This is a genomic window from Novosphingobium sp. KACC 22771, assembly GCF_028736195.1.
Taxonomy (GTDB): domain Bacteria; phylum Pseudomonadota; class Alphaproteobacteria; order Sphingomonadales; family Sphingomonadaceae; genus Novosphingobium.
Genome location: NZ_CP117881.1, coordinates 665,230 through 683,612, shown reverse-complemented (window position 1 = coordinate 683,612; position 18,383 = coordinate 665,230). Strand labels below are relative to the sequence as shown.

The following is an 18,383-nucleotide window of genomic DNA, read 5'->3' as shown; positions in this document are numbered from 1 at the left end:
ATCCCTTGGGCACCGCACACATTACCGCTTTTATCCATTCAGGCCGCCAACCAACGAGTCTGCAACGTCCGCGGCAAATCTGTATTCAGCCGACCTCCCAGCAATCAATTTCTGGATCCAGTCGGCCGGCTCGTCCGATGCCTTGCCCTCGTTGAGTTCGGTGGAGCGAAAACCTTGACCGCTACTCACCACCCGACGGTGAGTGCGGCGGGCGATTTCGGCATTGTTGAGTTTGCGGCCTCGCCATTCCGGGGCGTTCATCTCTTCCCAGACGGCGAGAAGGACGGCCTGCAAAAGGGACTGGCGATAGGAGCCTGCAGCGTAGCCCTTGCGCTTCAGGCATTCTTCGATCCATGCTGCCCTTGCTTGGTAGGGCACGCGCTGGAAGGGATGGCGCAAGTCCGGCGCAGTTTCTTGCTGGCGAGCCTCTAGCAGGGTTTCCACCTCCGCCACGCACACTTCAACGGTGATCTCAGCACCACGGTAGCCATATTCGCGGCAAGCCCCTCGACTGCGATCTTGGTCATCGGGTGACAGCAAAAGCGGCCAGAGACGGTCGGAAAATAAGCGGGGATCGAGTTCAACGCCGCCCGCAACGGCAATGATCTGACGCGCGGCGAAACCGGCAAAAATGTCCCCAGAATCGATGTGTGAAAGCTCGAACCGCCGTACCATGGCCCTCGCCAACCATGATGGCACCAGCCACGCCACCCCGTTCGGCGGGCGGCTAAAGCGGGCAAACGCCTCTACCGAAGCCCAGCACACGACAGCGACGAACAGCATCGCCAGCAGCGGCACCACCACCGCCGCCCACCAGATCCACGACCGCCCCAGTAAGGCTAGCACTGCCACTGCCAAAGCAGCCGCCACGGCAACCACCGCCAGCGCCGCAACCGACTTCCACCGATCCACGCGCAACCAACCCGCCCGCGCCTCGGCCAGCTTGGCATCAAACAGCGCCACGCCCGCCGCATAATCCCCTGCGCCCAACCGCTCCGTGACAAACACACGCCCCGGCTTGCTCTCACGCATCGCCAGCCTCCTGCGCCTTGTCGGCTTCACCAGACTGCTCCGCCTTCTCCACCCGCGCGATTCGCGTCAGCATCACCGGGCGGCCCATGCAGTAGTCGGCCCAGGTCGCCATCATCACCTTGCGCTTTTCCAGCAGCTTGCCGCGGCGATAGGCGGCCTCGACCTTGTTGCCGATGGTGTGGGCCAGCGCCATTTCGGCGATCTCGTTCTCGAAATCGGTCTCCTCGCTGACCCAGTCGCGGAAGGACGAGCGGAAGCCATGCGGCACCGCCTTCACCTTCATATCGCGGCAGATCTTGGTCAGCGTCATGTCGCTCAATTGCGAATCCCGGCGCGTGCCGGGGAAGACCAGCTCATCGGTCGCGCGGCGATAGACCGCCGCCTTTTCCAGCACTTTCAGCGCATCCTCGCTCAGCGGCACGACATGCTCCTCGCCCGCCTTCATGCGCTCGGCGGGGATGGTCCAGAGCTTTTCCTTGAGGTCGATCTCGCTCCACACCGCGCCGCGAATCTCGCCCGACCGCAGGGCCGTCAGCACCAGCATCTCGAACGCCAGCCGCCCCACGCTCTCCCGCGACCGTAGGCTTTTCATGAAAGCCGGCACCTGATCGTAGGGCAGCGCCGCCTGATGCTCGACCTTGCGCTTGGCCTTGGGCAGCGATTTGTTGAGCGCCGCCATCGCCAGCGCGTGTTCGCGATAGCCCTTGGCCACCGCCCAATCGATCACCATGGAGATGCGCTGCCGCACGCGCCGTGCCGTCTCCTGTTTGCTCAGCCAGATCGGCATCAGCGCATCGCGCACATGCTGCCCCTCGATCAGAGAAACCGACATGTCGCCAATATGCGGGAAGGCATAGGTAGTCAGCGTCGTCAGCCACTGGGCGGCGTGCTTCTTGTTCTTCCAACTGGCGTGATGCTCGGCATAGACCAGCGCCGCCGCCTCGCGGAAAGTCGGGATGCCCGCTTCCTTCACCCGCTCGCGCACCGGGTCCAGCCCCGCCTCGATCTGGCTGCGCACTTTGGCCGCCTCGACGCGGGCCTGCGCCAGCGTTACCTTCTTCGTGCTGCCCAGGCCAATGTCGCGCCGCCGCCCTCTTTTCTGCACTCGGCAGACCCAGGCCTTGCTGCCACCGGGCGCGACGACGAGGTAAAGTCCGCCCCCATCAGCATAGCGCCCCGGCGCCCGATCAGCCTTGACGAAAGTGGCGCTGAGACGGCCCATTTTTCATCCCACATTTTATACCACACGAGACGCGGGCTACCATGCCTTTTCGTGGGTCACGATGCAACAGGAAAATGGCAGAAAATCCCTGATATTCAGGGGTTTTTGGGTTAGTTTGGTTTTCGGTGAAATACCCAGGTGGCGGAGCGGGAGGGATTCGAACCCTCGATACGCTTTTGACGTATACTCACTTTCCAGGCGAGCGCCTTCGACCACTCGGCCACCGCTCCGCATTGCACTGGAAGGCAGGCCCCTAGCGATGAAACGCGGCTTGCGCAAGAGAGGGTGCGCAGGCAGATTACTTTGATGCGCAAAAAGATCGTCCTGCTCGCTGCCTTTGCCGTTTCCGCCGCGCCGATGGCCATGGCGGCCACGCCGGAAAAACCCACAGCGCAAAAACCCAGAACCCGCCCCAGCGCGGAGATCATCAAAGCCGCCCCGGCCAGCGACTGGCAGAAGATTGATCCGGCCGATCTGTTGGTGATGACGCTGGCGCCCGATGCGGCGGGCAAGGCGCGGCAGGTGATCATCCAGCTTTTGCCCCCACCTTTTTCGCAAGGCTGGATCGGCAATATGCGCAAGCTGGCCACAGCGCATTGGTGGGATGGCGGCGCGGTCTATCGGGTTCAGGACAATTGGGTCGCGCAATTTGGCGATCCCGATGAGGATACGCCGCAGGCCAAGCCTTTGCCTGCGGGCCTGAGCAAGGTGCCGGAAAGCGAGTATGAAGTGCCAATACCAGCCACTGGCCCGGGTCTGAAATTATTCACCCCCTCGATAGAAGCCAAACGTAAAGCCGTGCAAGCTCAGACGGCCCTGCTCGTAAAATACGGATCCATTGAAAAAATCCCCGCCGCCGAATTCGCGAAATCTCAAGAGGCCGTTGAAAGGGGCGATTCCTATGCGATGGGAACTGGTTTGTATCAGGGCTGGCCTGTTGCCTATGGATCAGAAAGCCTCTGGCCCGTCCATTGCTATGCCACCGTCGGGGTTGGTCGCAACAATTCGCCCGACACCGGCACCGGGGCCGAGCTTTACGCCGCAATCGGCACGCCCCCGCGCCAGCTTGACCGCAACATCGCGGTGGTGGGGCGAGTGATCGAGGGGATCGAGCATCTCTCATCGCTGCCCCGCGCGCCGGGCAACGGCATGTATAATGACAAGGCGAAAAACACCCCGATCCTCTCGATCCGGCTTGGCAGCGAATTGCCACCCGCGCAGCAGCCGCATTTCGAATATCTCTCCAGCGCCAGCGCCTCATTCCGCGATTACGTGAACGCGCGGGCCAACCGGCGCGACGATTTCATCATCTATTCGCCCGGCAACGCCGACATCTGCAACATCCCGATTCCCATCCGCCGCCAGGGATGAACCTTGCGCTCAGCGCCGGGGATGAGCTGCCCCGCGCCCTTGCGCGGGCCAAGGCGAAAACCTATTCATAGCGCAAATTCGTATTCAAACCCTAGGATTTCCGCGCCATTTCCGGGCGATGAACTGGCGCAAACCCCATCATGGCGCTAGATCATCCCGGCAACCGGGCCACCACCAAGGCGGCCTCAAAGAACCATGGCGCGGAAGGCCTCCAACCCAAGGAGAAAGCCGTGACAGTCGTGACACCCGAGGGGACTCCATCGATGAGCTTTACCGCCGACAAGCTGCTGCTGTTTGGCGCCACCGGCGACCTGTCGCAGCGCATGCTGCTGCCTTCGCTGTGCGCGCTTCATGCCGACGCGCTGGTGCCGGAAAAGCTGAATATCATCGGCACGGCGCGCTCGGACCTTGATGACGAGGGCTTTCGCAATTTTGCGGCTGATGCTCTGAACAAATTCCTGCCCGATTATCGCAAGGACGCCATCCCCGGCTTCCTTCAGCGGCTGACCTATCAGGCGCTGGACGCGAACCAGACCGAGCATTTTGCCGATCTGGCGGCCAAGGTCGGCCCGCGCGAGGATGGTCTGGCCATTTTCCTCTCCACCGCGCCCAGCCTGTTTGAACCCACCATTGCGGGCCTTCAGGCCAGCGGTTTGGCCGACGCCACCAGCCGGATCGGCCTTGAAAAGCCGCTGGGCACGGATCTGGACACCAGCCGCCATATCAATGACGCGGTGGCCTCGGCCTTTCCCGAAGACCGCATTTTCCGCATCGACCATTATCTGGGCAAGGAAACCGTCCAGAACCTTTTGGCGCTGCGCTTTGCCAATATTCTTTTCGAGCCGATCTGGAACTCGCACTATATCGAACACGTTCAGATCACCGTGGCGGAAACGGTTGGCCTTGAAGGGCGTGTGGGCTTTTACGACGGCGCGGGCGCGCTGCGCGATATGGTGCAGAACCATATGCTGCAATTGCTCGCCCTTGTCGCGATGGAGCCGCCCAGCCGTTTTGACCCCGCCGCCATCCGCGGCGAAAAGACCAAGGTCCTGCGCTCGCTTCGCAATGTTGCCGCGGGCGACACCGTGACGGGCCAGTATCGCGCGGGCGCCATCGACGGCGCCTCTGTCCCCGGCTATGCCGACGAATTGGGCAAGCCTTCGGCCACCGAGACTTTCGTGGCGATCAAGGCGCATATCGACAACTGGCGCTGGCGGGGCGTGCCTTTCTATCTGCGCACCGGCAAGCGTTTGCCCAAGCGCACGACCGAAATCGTCGTCCAGTTCCGCCCGGTGCCTCATTCGATGTTTGCCCAGCGCGGCGCGATCACCCAGCCCAACCGGCTGATCATCGGCATCCAGCCGGAGGAAAACATCACCTTTACCATGAATGCCAAGGTGCCGGGGCTGGATCGCGGGGGCGTGCGCCTGCGCGAGGTGCCGCTCGACATCCGCATGGAAGACGCCTTTGCCGGGCCGACCAAGCGCATTGCCTATGAACGCCTGCTGCTCGACCTGATCGAGGGCGACCAGACGCTGTTCGTCCGCCGCGACGAGGTGGAGGCGCAATGGGCCTGGATCGACGGCGTGCGCAAGGTGTGGACCGACAATGGCATCACGCCCAATCCCTATGGCGCGGGAAGCTGGGGGCCGACCGCCGCCATCGCCCTGGCCGCCAAGGATGGCGTCGCATGGCATGAATAACCGGGCATGAATAACCGGGCCGAACGACCGGGCACGATTAGCAAGTAGGATAAGAACCATGGCTGAACTGCACCCCACTATCGCCCGCGTAACGCAGCGCGTGATCGAGCGATCCAAGGCGACCCGCAGCGCCTATCTCGACCTGATGGCGCGCGAAAGCGACCGCCATGGGGACCGTTCGGCCTATGGCTGTTCCAACCTTGCCCATGCCTATGCGGGCGCGGTCGAGGACCAGAAGACGCTGGCCTTCACCCGCGCCCAGAACATCGGCATCGTCACGGCCTATAATGACATGCTCTCCGCGCATCAGCCCTATGCGCGTTTTCCCGATGCGATGAAGATCTATGCCCGCGAAGTGGGCGCCACGGCGCAAGTCGCGGGCGGCGTTCCGGCCATGTGCGACGGCGTGACGCAGGGCATGGACGGGATGGAGCTCTCGCTCTTTTCCCGCGACACGATTGCGCTTTCCACCGCCGTTTCACTGTCCCACGCGGTGTTTGACAGCACCGCGCTGCTGGGCATCTGCGACAAGATCGTGCCGGGTCTGGTGATCGGCGCGCTGCGCTTTGGCCATCTGCCCTCGATCTTCATCCCCAGTGGCCCCATGCCCAGCGGCATCGCCAACAAGGACAAGCAGAAGACCCGCCAGCTTTACGCCGAGGGCAAGGTGGGCCGCGAGGAATTGCTGAAAAGCGAGATGGGTTCGTACCACTCGCCCGGCACCTGCACCTTCTATGGCACGGCCAATTCCAATCAGATGATGATGGAAATGATGGGCCTGCAACTGCCCGGCTCCAGCTTTGTGCCGCCCAACACCCCGCTGCGGAGCCAGTTGACCCGCGCCGCCGTCCATCGCCTGACGCAGATCAGCCGCAAGGGCGCCGATCCGCGTCCGATGGGCGAAGTGGTCGATGAAAAGGCGATCCTCAACGCCTGCATCGGCCTGCTGGCCACCGGGGGCAGCACCAATCATGCGATCCACCTGCCCGCGATGGCGCGGGCGGCGGGCGTCATCATCGACTGGGCGGATCTGGATGAACTGTCGAGCGTCGTGCCGCTGATCGCGCGCGTCTATCCCAATGGTTCGGGCGACGTGAACCATTTCCACGCAGCGGGCGGCATGGGCTATGTCATCCGCGAACTGCTGGGCGCCGGGCTTTGCCATGGCGACATCCTGACCGTGGCCGAGGGCGGTTTTGCCGCCTATGCCACCGAGCCCTATCTCGACGGCGAGACTCTGGCCTTCCGCCCCGCGCCCGAGGTCAGCCATGATCCGGCCATGCTCTCGACCGTGGCCGAGCCGTTCCAACCCGATGGCGGCATGCGCCTGGTTCAGGGCAATCTGGGCCGCGCGACCTTCAAGTCCTCGGCGGTGGAAAAGGAGCGCTGGACCATCGAGGCCCCCGCGCTGGTGTTTGACAGCCAGGAAGCGGTGCAGGCCGCCTTCAAGGCGGGCGAGCTGGAGCGCGACTGCGTGGTGGTCGTGCGTTTCCAGGGGCCGCGCGCCAATGGCATGCCCGAACTGCACAAGCTGACCCCGCCGCTCGGCGTGCTTCAGGACAAGGGCTTCAAGGTGGCGCTGGTCACCGATGGCCGCATGTCGGGCGCATCGGGCAAGGTGCCCGCGGCGATCCACGTCACGCCCGAGGCGCTTGGCGGCGGCGCGCTGGCGCTGGTGCAGAACGGCGATATCATCCGCGTCTGCGCGCAAAGCGGCACGCTGGAGGTCAAGGCCGATCTGTCGGGCCGGACGCCTGCCAACGCGCCCACCGCCGCGATGGGCGTGGGTCGGGAATTGTTCGCGATGTTCCGCATGGGCGCCGACGGCGCCGAAAAGGGCGGGTCGGCCATGCTGGCGCTGGCAGGTCTTTGACGCTAAAGGCCTGACGATGGAGGGGATTCATGGAACTCGTTACGGTAGATATTGGCGGCACCCATGCGCGCTTCACCATCGCCACGCTGGGCGATGACGGCGAAATCGCGCTGGGCGAACCGGCCACGCTGAAAACCATCGAACATGCCAGCTTTGAAACGGCATGGGAGCATTTCGCCGAAATTTCGGGCCGCACCCTGCCGCGCGCGGTCGCGCTGGCCGTGGCCGGGCCGGTGGGCGGCGATCTGATCCGTTTTACCAACAACCCCTGGGTGATTCGCCCGGACCAGTTGCCCGAGCGGCTGGGCGTGGACAAGGTCACCATCGTCAATGACTTTGGCGCGGTGGGCCATGCCGTGGCCCGCGCGGGCGAGGAGCATTTCCAGCACCTGACCGGGCCGGATGCCCCCCTGCCCGCCAGTGGCACGATCACCATCGTCGGCCCCGGCACCGGGCTTGGCGTGGCGCATGTCTGGCGCGACGGCAAGGGGTTCTATCACGTTCAGGCGACCGAAGGCGGCCACCTCGATTTCGCGCCGCTCGATGCGGTGGAGGATGCGATTCTGGCCCGCCTGCGCCAGCGCCATCGCCGCGTTTCGGTGGAGCGCGTGGTGTCGGGTCCGGCCATCGTCGATATTTACGAAACGCTGGCCGCGCTCGAACAGCGTCCAGTGCTGCACACCGATGACCGCGCGATCTGGACCAAGGGCACAGCGGGCGAGGATACGCTGATGGCTGCGGCCATCGACCGTTTCTGCCTCTCGCTGGGTTCGGCCGCGGGCGATCTGGCGCTGGCGCAGGGCGGATCGGCCGTGGTCATCGCGGGCGGATTGGGCCTGCGGATCAAGGACACGATCCTCTCCTCCGGCTTTGCCGACCGTTTCCGCGCCAAGGGCCGCTTTGAAAGCCTGATGGCCAGCCTGCCGGTCAAGCTGATTACTCACCCGCAACCGGGCCTGCTTGGCGCGGCCGCCGCGTTTCAAAAGGAACATGCATGATGAGCGAAACCCCTACTCCCGCCTCCGCCCGGATCGACGCCATCATGCGCACGGCGCCGGTGATTCCGGTGCTGGTGATCGACGATCTGAACGATGCCCTGCCGCTGGCCGAGGCGCTGGTGGCCGGTGGCCTCAAGGTGCTGGAAGTCACGCTGCGCACCGAATGCGCATTGGACGCGATCAAGGTGATGAAGCAGGTGCCCGGCGCGATTGTCGGCGCGGGCACGGTGCTGAACCCCGATGATCTGGCGCGCGCGATTGACGTGGGGTCCGAATTCATCGTCTCGCCGGGCCTCACCCCGCGTCTGGGCGAAGCAGCGGTCAAGGCTGGCATCCCCTTCCTGCCCGGCACGGCCAATGCGGCTGACATCATGCTGGGCATGGATCTGGGCCTCAACCGCTTCAAGTTCTTCCCTGCCGAGGCCAGCGGCGGCGTCAGCGCCTTGAAGGCCATTGCCGGTCCCTTCGGCTCGGCGCGCTTCTGCCCCACCGGCGGCATCACGCTGGCCACGGCGCCCAATTATCTGGCCCTGCCCCAGGTCCTGTGCGTGGGCGGCAGCTGGATGGTGCCCAAGGGCGCCGACAGCGCCGCGATTACCGCAGCGGCCGGCGCGGCGGCGGCTCTTAAAGCCTGAACCTGAATATCCTGCCCGCGCAAGCCATCGGCGCGGGCAGACATTTCCCCCACCCATTTGCCTAACCAAATTCGTCTGCGGCTTTGCAGTCCCCCTTCCCCTGCCCGCCGATCATGGCCATAGTCAGGGGCAAGACCATAAGGGCAGGAGAGGCAAAGCAGGCCGCCAGCACATGGGCCACAGCGCCCGACGGGAGTGTCCATAAAGATGAGCCAGATTGCCGCCCTTTCGCAGCGTTTGCAGGATTTGCACGCGACGACCGAAGAAACCCCGCTGTTCAACCCGGTGTTTCAGCTTTCCCTCGAACTCTCGCGCCAGATTGAAAGCGGCGAGCTTGGCCTCGACAAGGTTGAGGCGATGGTGGCCGAGCTGGAATGCGAAGGGTTGCAGGCGCGCGCGCGGCGGCTGCATCGCCTGCTCGAACCGGTAGAGCCGGAGGCCAACATCACCCGCGTCAAGGGCCATGCCGAAACCGGCGATTTTGCCAGCTTTGCCACGCGCTGGGGCCGCCCGGCGGCGCATATCGTGTTCACCGCCCACCCCACTTTCCTGCTGAACAAGGCGCAGACCGCCACTGTGGCGCAGGCCGCCAGCGCGGGCGATTTCGGCCCCGCCACCTGCGCGGCCACAGCGGCCCGCGACACGATCACGCTGGACACCGAACACGATGCCGCGCTGGCCGCCATTGCGCGCGGGCACACGGCGCGCGCGCGGATTACCCAGACCCTGTTCAACACCGCCCGCGCCCGCTGGCCCCAGCAATGGCGCGCGCTGCGCCCGATGCCGATCCGCTTTGCCACATGGGTGGGCTATGACATGGACGGGCGCACGGATATCGGGTGGAACACCTGCATCCGCTATCGCCTGATGGAAAAGGCCCAGCGCCTGTCGGCCTATGCCGCCGATCTGGCCGAGGCCGCGCCCGATATTGCCACGCGCCTGCTGGCCGGTGCCGAGCGCGCCGAGGAAATGGCCGCGCTTTTTGCCCGCGACATGAAGGACCCGGCCACGCTTTCGGAGGCCGCCAACACGCTGACCGGCGACCATCCGGCCAAGATGACCAGCCTGTCGGGCATCATCGCCGAGTTGGAGGCTTTGGCCGCCACGGCGTCCGATGATGTGGCCGAGGTGCTGCTGACCACGGTGGCCGCGATGCAGGCCGATGGGCTGGGCATGGGCTGGGTGCATTTCCGCGTCAATTCCAGCCAGTTGCAGAACGCCATCCGCCGCCGCATCGATCCCGATGGCCGCCTCGATCTGGCCAGCCAGGCCGCGCTGGTCAAGATGCGCGAGTTGCTGGCCACGGCCAAGGTTCTGCGCACCAATTTCGCCGCGCTGGCCATTGAAAACAGCACCGCGATCCGCCTGTTCCTGACCATGGCGCAGATCCTGCACCATGTGGACGCCGACACGCCGATCCGCATGCTGGTGGCCGAATGCGAACAGCCCACCACGATGCTGGCCGCGCTCTATTTCGCCAAGCTGTTCGGGATCGAGGACAAGGTGGACGTCTCGCCTTTGTTCGAGACCGAGACGGCGCTGGAGCATGGCGGGCGCTTCCTCGACGCGCTGCTGGCCGAACCGGCCTATCGCGCCTATGCGCGCGGGCGCGGGCGTGTGTCGATCCAGACCGGCTTTTCCGATGCCGGGCGCTTTGTGGGGCAGATCCCCGCCGCGCTGGCCATCGAGCGGCTTCAGGGCCGTCTGGCCGAGGCGATGACCGCCAACCAGCTTTCGGACGTCTCCGCGCTGATCTTCAACACCCATGGCGAGAGCATGGGGCGCGGCGCGCATCCGGCCAGCCTGTCCGACCGTCTGGCATGGCCCTTGTCGCCATGGGCGCGGCGCCGTTTCGTGCGGGCGGGTATCCGCCTCGAACCGGAAGTCAGTTTTCAGGGCGGCGACGGCTATCTCTTCTTTGGCAGCGACGAACTGGCGCTGGCCACGCTCACGCGCTTTATCGAGCTGGCCCCTGCCGAAACCGATCCCTATGCGCCGACCGATCCGTTCTATCGCCGCACGGACCTCAGCCTCGACTTCTATCGCGCGATCCGCCGGGTACAGCAGCAACACCTGTCGAGCAGCACCTACAGCCGCGCGCTGACCGCCTTTGGCCTTGGCCTGCTGAACGACACCGGCAGCCGCAAGAGCCGCCGCCAGAGCGATGTGTCCTCCGACCGCAGCATGAGCCTGCGCCAGATCCGCGCCATCCCGCACAATGCCGTGCTGCAACAGCTTGGCTATCCGGTGAACATCATCGCAGGCGCAGGCAGCGCGGCGGAAGGCAATTATGAGGAACTGGCCGCGCTGCTCCGTTCCTCGGCACGCGGGCGCCAGATTGTGCGTCTGATCCGCGCCGCCAATGCGCTGGCCAGCATCAAGACGATGACGGCCTTTGGCGAGCTGTTCAACAGCGCCTACTGGGCTAGCCGCCCCTATCGCGGGCATGAGGAGCATATCGAGGACGGCTGCCTTGCACTGGCCGAATATCTGACGGGCGATGACCGGGCGGGCGTGTTCCGCCGCCTCTCGACGCGCCTGCGGGTCGATGCCTTGAAGCTCCACCGTCTGCTGGCGCTGATCCCCGATGAAGCGCCCCTGCCCGACCGCGAGCATACGCGCCGGATGATCGGCGTGCTTCAGGCGCTGCGTCTGGCGCTGTTCCAGCATATGTTCCTGCGCGTGGTCATGGTGCCGCAATTCAGCCGCGCCAATGACATCGCGCGCGAGGACGTGCTGGAAATGGTGTTCACGCTGCGCATCGATGATGCGTTGGCCCAGCTTCGCCGTGCCTTCCCCACCAGCTTCCCCAGTCTAGACGATTTCCGGGTCGAGGAACCGGCCGATTATCCCGACGATGCCGCCCATGGCTATGGCGTCATCCGCCGCGATTATATCGAACCGATCGAGCGCGCCTATGGTCTGGCGCTGCGCATCGGCACGGCCATTGCCAATGAGTTTGGCGCGCACGGCTGATATGTCATCGGATGGGACAGGTTTCGACCTGTCCCATCCTGATACGGCCACAACAGGCCACTGGCGCACGCAGACGGTTTAACGCATCTTTAACCATAGCGTTTAACCCTGTCTGCGAGTCTGCCCCATCATGCCAATCGGCACCCATCCCGACCCTGCAACCGGCGATCCCTATCTGGCCGCGCGCGCACTGCTGGTCGTGGGCGGGCTGGGTCTGGCGGTGCTGGCGGGTCTTGCGCTGATCGAGGCGGACGAAAGGCGCGGCACGGCGCATCTGCCCCGCGATGTGGTGATTGCCGCGCGCCCGCAACTGGCGCATCAGATTGCCTCGGGCTTCGATCCCTATGCCGGGGCGCAAGGCGTCAGTTTTGACACACCCGCCACCACCATCGGCATGCGCAGCCCCGGCAAGGGCGGCGGCGTCATGCCCGCCTCCACCCCTTCGCCCACCGACCGCCGTTTTGTCATCCGCCGCATCCTGCCGATTTCCGGGCCGATCAAATATGGCCAATGGGCGTGGGACGAGGATGGCGTGCCCCCCGGCCCGCTGGTCATCACCGTCGATCTGGAGGCGCGGGTGCTATCGGTCTTCCGCAACGGCTTTGAAATCGGGGCCACGGCCGTCCTGTTGGGCACGCAGGAAAAGCCCACCCCCACCGGCATGTTTCCCATTACCCAGAAGGACAAGGATCACGTCTCGAACCTCTATGACGCGCCTATGCCTTATATGATGCGGCTGACCGACGACGGCATCACCATCCACGCCACCAATGTGCGCAACGGTTTTGCCAGCCACGGCTGCATCGGCGTGCCGCTAGACTTTGCCCGCAAGATGTTTGGCGAGGCGCATATCGGCGACAAGGTCTATATCACGCGGGGCAAGCAGGTGGGACTTGGGGATTCTCTGGTTGATTAAGCTCGGCGTTTCGGGGCTTTCATAAAACTCCACACGCCGGGGCCGGGCCGGGCCACCACATCGCCGATCGACACCGGTTGCCGCGCCAGCAACGCGTCAAAGGCGCGGGCCACCGCATTGCCTCGCGGTGCGTGGCCGTCGATCTCTTCCACAATCCGGGCGATGACGCGCATCGCGATCGCACGCGGCGCGGCGGGGCGGTAATTCACCCCCAGTCCTTCACGCACCACTCGCGCGCCATATTCCCGATCCGCCGCCCAATCGAGCGCGGCATCGGCATCGGCCAGGTTCTCCGCCGAGCGCGCCCAAGCGCCCGCATCCAACCAGTCCGCCCCCGCCAGCCCCTGACGCACGCGCACGCGGTCAAAGGCGGTGTTGCGGTTGGAGGGATCATCGGCGGCGTTCAACCCGGCCTCGGCCACCACCGCGGCCAATTCCGCCCGCCGCCAGCCCAGCACCGGGCGGATCAGCAGATGCTCGGAGTCAGGCACCCAGCCGCGTTCGCGCACCCCGGCAAGCCCCGCCACCCCGCTGGCGCGGTTCAGGCGCATCACCAGCGTCTCGGCCTGATCGTCGGCATGATGGGCCGTGGCCAGCGCCGCCACGCCCTCGCACGCCATCCACGCGGCCAGAGCGCCATAGCGCGCCGCGCGGGCCTCGGATTGCACATTGCCCGGTTCGACCTGCACCGTCAGCGTGGCATGCGCGACGCCCAGATCGCGGCAGACCGCCGCCACCTGCGCCGCCTCCGCCGCGCTTTCGGCGCGCAGGCCATGATCGACCGTGGCCGCGCAGACCGCGCCGGGCCGCGCTGCGGTGGCCAACAGCAGCAGCCCAAGCGAATCCGGCCCGCCGGACACCGCGATCCCCAGCTTCAAGCTCGGATCGCGCGCGCCTTCGGGCCAGACCTGCGCCAGACTTGCGGCAAATTTTTCGGCGATCAGTTGCACTTCACCTTGGCACGAATGCCGTCATAGGCCGACTTCAAACGCCCGGCGGCATCGGCCGGATAGCCATCGGCAAATTCGCCCAGAGCGATACAGGCGCGGTTGATATCCTTCAGTTCGATCATCGCCTCGGACAGATAGAGCAGGCTGTCGGACGCGCGGGCGCCCTTCTTGTCGGCCTGATAGTTCTGGAGGAACCACGGAGCGGCATCGCGCGGCTTGCCATCGTCCAGATAGGCGCGGCCCAACAGGTTGCGCGCATAGCTCACGCGCTTGTGCTTGGGATACTGGTCCAGATAAAGCTTCAACTGCTGCTGCGCCTCGGGGAAGAACTTGGCCTCCCACAGCTTGAAGCCATAGGTATAGTCATCCTCGGCCGGATCGCCGGTCGAAGGCTTGGTGATCGCCTTGACCGCTGTGACGCGGCTGGCGGGCGCGGGGGCGGGCTTAGCCGCCGGAGCCGGGGCGGGCTGCGGCGCGGGCTTGACCACCGGGCGCGGCGCGGCCGTATCATCCACTGCGGGCGGGGCCGGTTCCGGCGCGGCTGCGCCCTGTTCCACCGGCGGATTGGCCGCGGCGCGCGCCGCATCCAATTGGCGCACGTGGTTCGACAATTCCTCGACCTGCGCGGTCAGGCGGGCGTTCTGCGCCTCGACCGCGCTCAACCGCGCCAGAATGTCGGTCATGGCCGTGTTGGCCGGGGGCGTTGCGGCAACCTCGGCCGCCGGAGCGGCGGCGGCGGTGGGCGGGTTGACCGCCTGCTGGCCAAAGAGTTTGGGATCGCCGCCGGGGAACACCTGCCGTTGCAGGGCGCGCACTTCGGCCTCCAGTTTGCGGATGCGGATTTCTCCGGCCGTACCTTCCTGCGCCTGCGCCGGAATGGCGCTGCCCGTCCAGAGCAGCGCTGCCAGCGCCACGCCAGCCAGCCTGATCCGCTGCTTATACATCATCTTTCTTCAACTCCCACGGCGCGCCCGATCACGGGCGGCCCAGATCATCGGTTGTTCCATGCCCCAGATGCACAGTGCCGCAAGCAACCCCCTGCTGTCGAGTGCGGGTTAAGGCGTAACGGTGGATGGTGTGGCGGGGGCGGCGGGCGCGGCCCCGGCCGTATCATTGGGCGCGGCGCTGGGGCGCGGGCGCGGAAAACGGCGCGTCGGATAGGCGCGGGGCGCGGCGCCCGGAATGGGCGCGCCGACCGAGCTGGCCGGGGCAACAGGCGCCGCCGCAGAGGCCGCGGCCTGCGGCGCGGGCTTGTCCCGCTCCAGCAGCGCCTTGGCCGAGATGGGCACGTTCTTGACGATTTCCGGCACCTTGCTGATCGGCGGAACCTCTTGCCCGCCGACGGTGATCGCCAGCTTGTCCGGGCGCCCGGTCCACACCGTCGGTCCTTCGGCATCCTCGGGCACCGTGTAGGTTTCGCCCATGGCCAGCACTTTTTGCACCAACTGCTTGCCGCTGGCGTCGGAAACCTTGATCCACAGCTTGTCCATCTGCGCGGTCAGCACGACAGGGCCGGTGGGCGCGCTGGATGCTTCCTCGCTGGGCGCCTCGCTGGGCGCGCCGGATGGGGCGGCGGCGCTGGGCGTTTCGACCGGGATCAGCGAGGGCAGGCTGTCGGTCGAGGTAGAATTGTTCTGCCACCAGATAAAGCCGCCGATGGCCGCCACCAGCAGCACGAAACCGGCCATCCAGGCAAAGCGCGAGGAGGGCACGCGCGCCGGATCGCCGGGCGCAAAGGCGGGCGAGGCGGCCACTTCCGGTTCAGGCGCGCTGCGTGAATAATCGCGGCCCATGGCGTCCACCATCGCGGCCGGATCCAGCCCGACAGTCTTGGCAAAGGTGCGCGTAAAGCCGAAAACATAGGTGCGGCCGGGCAGAGACGCGAAATCGCCGGTTTCCAGCGCGCCAAGATGACGTTCTGAAATCTTGGTCCGGGCCGAGAGTTCCGCCAGCGTCAGCCCCGCCGCCTCACGCGCGGCGGCCAGCCTCTGGCCCGCGCTCGCGGACTGGCCGCTGGTTGGAGAAGCGAATTCTGACTCATCTGCGCTCATGGCGATCCCGAAATCCTTTGCGGCCCGCGCCGGACACAACGATGGAAGCTAGGGAAAGTCAACAGGCTTCACAGGTCCTTGCGCCGGTTAACAGGCATATTGCGCCCGATTACGCAAACTTATCAAGGCCCGTCGGGTAACAGCCCGTTAATTCGCCGCCTCAGTCCCCGATCAGCCCCCGCTGGGCCGCCCATGCCGTCATTTCCTCGCGCAGGCTGGCGGGCGGATGGGCCAGCCAGCCCTCCATGGCCGCGCTGATCTCGGCAAGGTTGACGCGGCGGACCAGATCCTTGATCGGCGCCACGCCCGCAGGCGTGATCGACAGGCGCCGGATGCCCACGCCCAGCAGGGCCAGCGCCTCCAGTTGACGCCCGCCCATTTCGCCGCACACCGTCATCGGCACATTATGCGCATGGCCGGCAATCGCGATGCGGCGGATAAAGCGCAGGATCGCCGGGGAAAGCCAGTCATAGCGCTCGGCCAGCTTGGGATTGGACCGGTCGGCGGCAAACAGGAACTGGGTCAGGTCATTCGTGCCGATCGAGAGGAAGGAAAGGCGCGGCAAAAGCAGGTCGAGCACTTCCGCCAGCGCGGGCACTTCGAGCATCGCGCCATATTTGACCGCCTCGGGCAGCGTCTTGCCCAGCTTGCGCAGATGGGCCAATTGCCCCTCGAACACCGCCTTGGCCGCGTCAAATTCCCACGGTTCGGAAATCATCGGGAACATCACCTGCAGCACCCGCCCCGCCGAAGCCTCCAGCAGCGCGCGGGCCTGAACCTTGAGCAGGCTGTCGCGTTCGAGCGCGAGGCGCAGCGCGCGCCAACCCATCGCCGGGTTCTCTTCCTCGCCATCCTCGTCATGGCGCAGATAGGGCAGGCTCTTGTCGCCGCCGATATCGACCGTGCGGAACACCACCGGCTTGCCCGCCGCCGATTCCAGCACTTCGCGATAGAGCCGGGTCTGGCGCTCGCGGTTGGGCAAGGTGGCCGAAACGAGGAACTGGAACTCGGTGCGATAGAGGCCCACGCCATCCGCGCCCGTCAATTGCAGGTTGGGCATATCCTCGCGCAGCCCTGCGTTGATATTGACCGCGATGCGTTCGCCATCCAGCGTGATCGGCACAACGTCGCGCAGCGCGGCATATTTGGCCTGCTTCTCGCGATTCTTGGCATAACGCTCGTCAAAGCCGATCATCATGTCGCGCGTGGGCCGGGCAAAGGCCAGCGCCTGATCAGCGTCGAGCAGGATCGGATCGCCCTCGCGCACCTTGCCGCGCAGGGATTTCACCCGGCCCAGCACGGGAATGCCCATCGCCCGCGCCACGATCACCACATGCGCGGTCAGCGAGCCTTCCTCAAGGATCACGCCCTTCAAGCGCCGCTTGTCATATTCGAGCAGTTCGGCCGGGCCAAGGTTGCGCGCGATCAGGATGGCGTCCTGGCGCAGGCCCGCGCTGGCCGCCGTGCCCAACTGGCCCGAAACGATGCGCAGCAGGCGGTTGGCCAGATCCTCCAGATCATGCATCCGGTCGGCCAGCAGCGGGTCGTCGATCTGGCGCATGCGCATGCGGGTGCGCTGCTGGACGCGCTCGATGGCGGCCTCGGCGGTCAGGCCGGAATCGATCGCCTCGTTGATGCGGCGGCTCCAGCCTTCGTCATAGGCGAACATGCGGTAGGTTTCCAAAACCTCCTCATGCTCGCCCCCGCTGCCGAATTCGGCCTGAGACGCCATGCGGTCGATCTGCTCGCGCATCTTGTCAAAGGCGAGGTAAACGCGCTGGCGCTCGGCCTCGGTGTCCTCGGCCACGATATGCTCGATGGTGATGCGCGGCTGGTGATAGACCGCCACCCCGCTGGCCAACCCCTTGACCAGCGTAAGGCCGCGCAATTGTTCCGGCCCGGTGTGGGCGGCGGCAATGCCTGCGGCCTCCTCTTCATCGACCAGATCGGCATTGGCGATCAGTTCGGACAGGACCATGGCGACGGTCTGCAGCGCCTCGATCTCGACCTCTTCATAGCGGCGCGGATCGACATGCTGAACACAGACCACCCCCACGCAGCGTTCGCGCCGCACGATGGGCACGCCCGCAAAGGAGTGGAACTTGTCCTCGCCCGTTTCGGGGCGATACGAGAAATCGGGATGCGCGGTCGCCTCGGCCAGATTGAGCGTTTCGGCGCGAGAGGCGATGGTGCCGACCAGCCCCTCGCCAATGGCCATGCGGGTAACGTGGACCGCCTCCTGCGCCAACCCTCGCGTGGCGAACAATTCAAGCATCCCTTCGCGCAGCAGATAGATCGAGCAGACCTCGCTATCCAGACTGGCGCCGATAACCTCGACCACGGTGTTCAATTTCGCCTGCGCATGGCTGCGCGAGGCCATGACCTCGTGCAGGCGCGTCAGGATCGTGCGCGCGGCCGCCACCGCGCTGGAATTCGAGGTCGGGCCGAGAGGTGCAGTGGTCATGAAAAGGGGGTTAGACCAAACATCCGCCTTTGCAAATGCGCCCCTCTCTATTTTTGCGCTAACCTTGCGTTTTACGGCCTCGTTTCAGGGAAAAACGGGGCTTTCAGGGAAAAACCGGGGCATCGGGCAAAGCAAAGGCCCGATCCGGCGCCATGGGCCGGATCGGGCCGGGTGATCTCGCAACGGTCGGGT

Annotated in this window: 13 protein-coding genes and 1 tRNA gene; 7 read left to right on the top strand and 7 right to left on the bottom strand. The window is 65.4% G+C overall.

Annotation, left to right across the window (positions count from 1 at the left end):
- Positions 1-30: 30 nt before the first annotated feature.
- The 3 genes from PQ467_RS03070 to PQ467_RS03060 form a co-directional block, all read right to left on the bottom strand.
- Complete coding sequence (locus PQ467_RS03070; protein ID WP_274175089.1) at positions 31-1,032, bottom strand: hypothetical protein; 1,002 nt, start codon at positions 1,030-1,032, stop codon at positions 31-33.
- On the bottom strand, positions 1,025-2,254 hold the full coding sequence (locus tag PQ467_RS03065; protein WP_274175088.1) for a tyrosine-type recombinase/integrase: 1,230 nt from the start codon (positions 2,252-2,254) through the stop codon (positions 1,025-1,027). The genes PQ467_RS03070 and PQ467_RS03065 overlap by 8 nt, the downstream gene beginning before the upstream one ends.
- 139 nt (positions 2,255-2,393) lie before the next feature.
- Positions 2,394-2,484 (bottom strand) — tRNA-Ser (locus tag PQ467_RS03060).
- Positions 2,485-2,560: 76 nt separating this feature from the next.
- Here PQ467_RS03060 and PQ467_RS03055 point away from each other — a divergent pair.
- From PQ467_RS03055 to PQ467_RS03025, 7 genes are all read left to right on the top strand, one after another.
- Entirely contained in the window at positions 2,561-3,625 is a 1,065-nt protein-coding gene (locus tag PQ467_RS03055; RefSeq protein ID WP_274175087.1) for a peptidylprolyl isomerase, read from the top strand.
- A 263-nt stretch (positions 3,626-3,888) separates the two neighbouring features.
- A complete protein-coding gene (gene zwf, locus PQ467_RS03050) occupies positions 3,889-5,328 on the top strand; it encodes a glucose-6-phosphate dehydrogenase (RefSeq protein WP_274176075.1) in 1,440 nt (479 codons plus the stop codon).
- Between the two features lie 58 nt (positions 5,329-5,386).
- Positions 5,387-7,201, top strand: coding sequence for a phosphogluconate dehydratase (gene edd, locus PQ467_RS03045; RefSeq protein ID WP_274175086.1), 1,815 nt, complete (start codon positions 5,387-5,389; stop codon positions 7,199-7,201).
- Between the two features lie 29 nt (positions 7,202-7,230).
- Positions 7,231-8,199: a glucokinase gene (locus tag PQ467_RS03040; protein WP_274175085.1), complete on the top strand. Its 969-nt coding sequence runs from the start codon at positions 7,231-7,233 to the stop codon at positions 8,197-8,199.
- Complete coding sequence (locus tag PQ467_RS03035) at positions 8,196-8,834, top strand: bifunctional 4-hydroxy-2-oxoglutarate aldolase/2-dehydro-3-deoxy-phosphogluconate aldolase (RefSeq protein ID WP_274175084.1); 639 nt, start codon at positions 8,196-8,198, stop codon at positions 8,832-8,834. Before PQ467_RS03040 ends, PQ467_RS03035 begins: the two co-directional genes overlap by 4 nt.
- 207 nt (positions 8,835-9,041) lie before the next feature.
- The gene (locus tag PQ467_RS03030) at positions 9,042-11,810 is read left to right on the top strand and encodes a phosphoenolpyruvate carboxylase (RefSeq protein ID WP_274175083.1); all 2,769 of its coding nucleotides are present in this window, start codon (positions 9,042-9,044) and stop codon (positions 11,808-11,810) included.
- A 130-nt stretch (positions 11,811-11,940) separates the two neighbouring features.
- Entirely contained in the window at positions 11,941-12,726 is a 786-nt protein-coding gene (locus tag PQ467_RS03025; RefSeq protein WP_274175082.1) for a L,D-transpeptidase family protein, read from the top strand.
- Here PQ467_RS03025 and tilS read toward each other — a convergent pair.
- The 4 genes from tilS to ptsP form a co-directional block, all read right to left on the bottom strand.
- Positions 12,723-13,676, bottom strand: a complete 954-nt coding sequence (gene tilS, locus PQ467_RS03020) for a tRNA lysidine(34) synthetase TilS (protein ID WP_274175081.1) — start codon at positions 13,674-13,676, stop codon at positions 12,723-12,725. The two genes, PQ467_RS03025 and tilS, sit on opposite strands and share 4 nt — an antisense overlap.
- Positions 13,667-14,623, bottom strand: a complete 957-nt coding sequence (locus PQ467_RS03015) for a tetratricopeptide repeat protein (RefSeq protein WP_274175080.1) — start codon at positions 14,621-14,623, stop codon at positions 13,667-13,669. The genes tilS and PQ467_RS03015 overlap by 10 nt, the downstream gene beginning before the upstream one ends.
- Positions 14,624-14,731: 108 nt before the next feature.
- Positions 14,732-15,727, bottom strand: coding sequence for a helix-turn-helix domain-containing protein (locus tag PQ467_RS03010; protein WP_274175079.1), 996 nt, complete (start codon positions 15,725-15,727; stop codon positions 14,732-14,734).
- Between the two features lie 160 nt (positions 15,728-15,887).
- Positions 15,888-18,191, bottom strand: a complete 2,304-nt coding sequence (ptsP, locus tag PQ467_RS03005) for a phosphoenolpyruvate--protein phosphotransferase (RefSeq protein ID WP_274175078.1) — start codon at positions 18,189-18,191, stop codon at positions 15,888-15,890.
- Positions 18,192-18,383 lie beyond the last annotated feature (192 nt).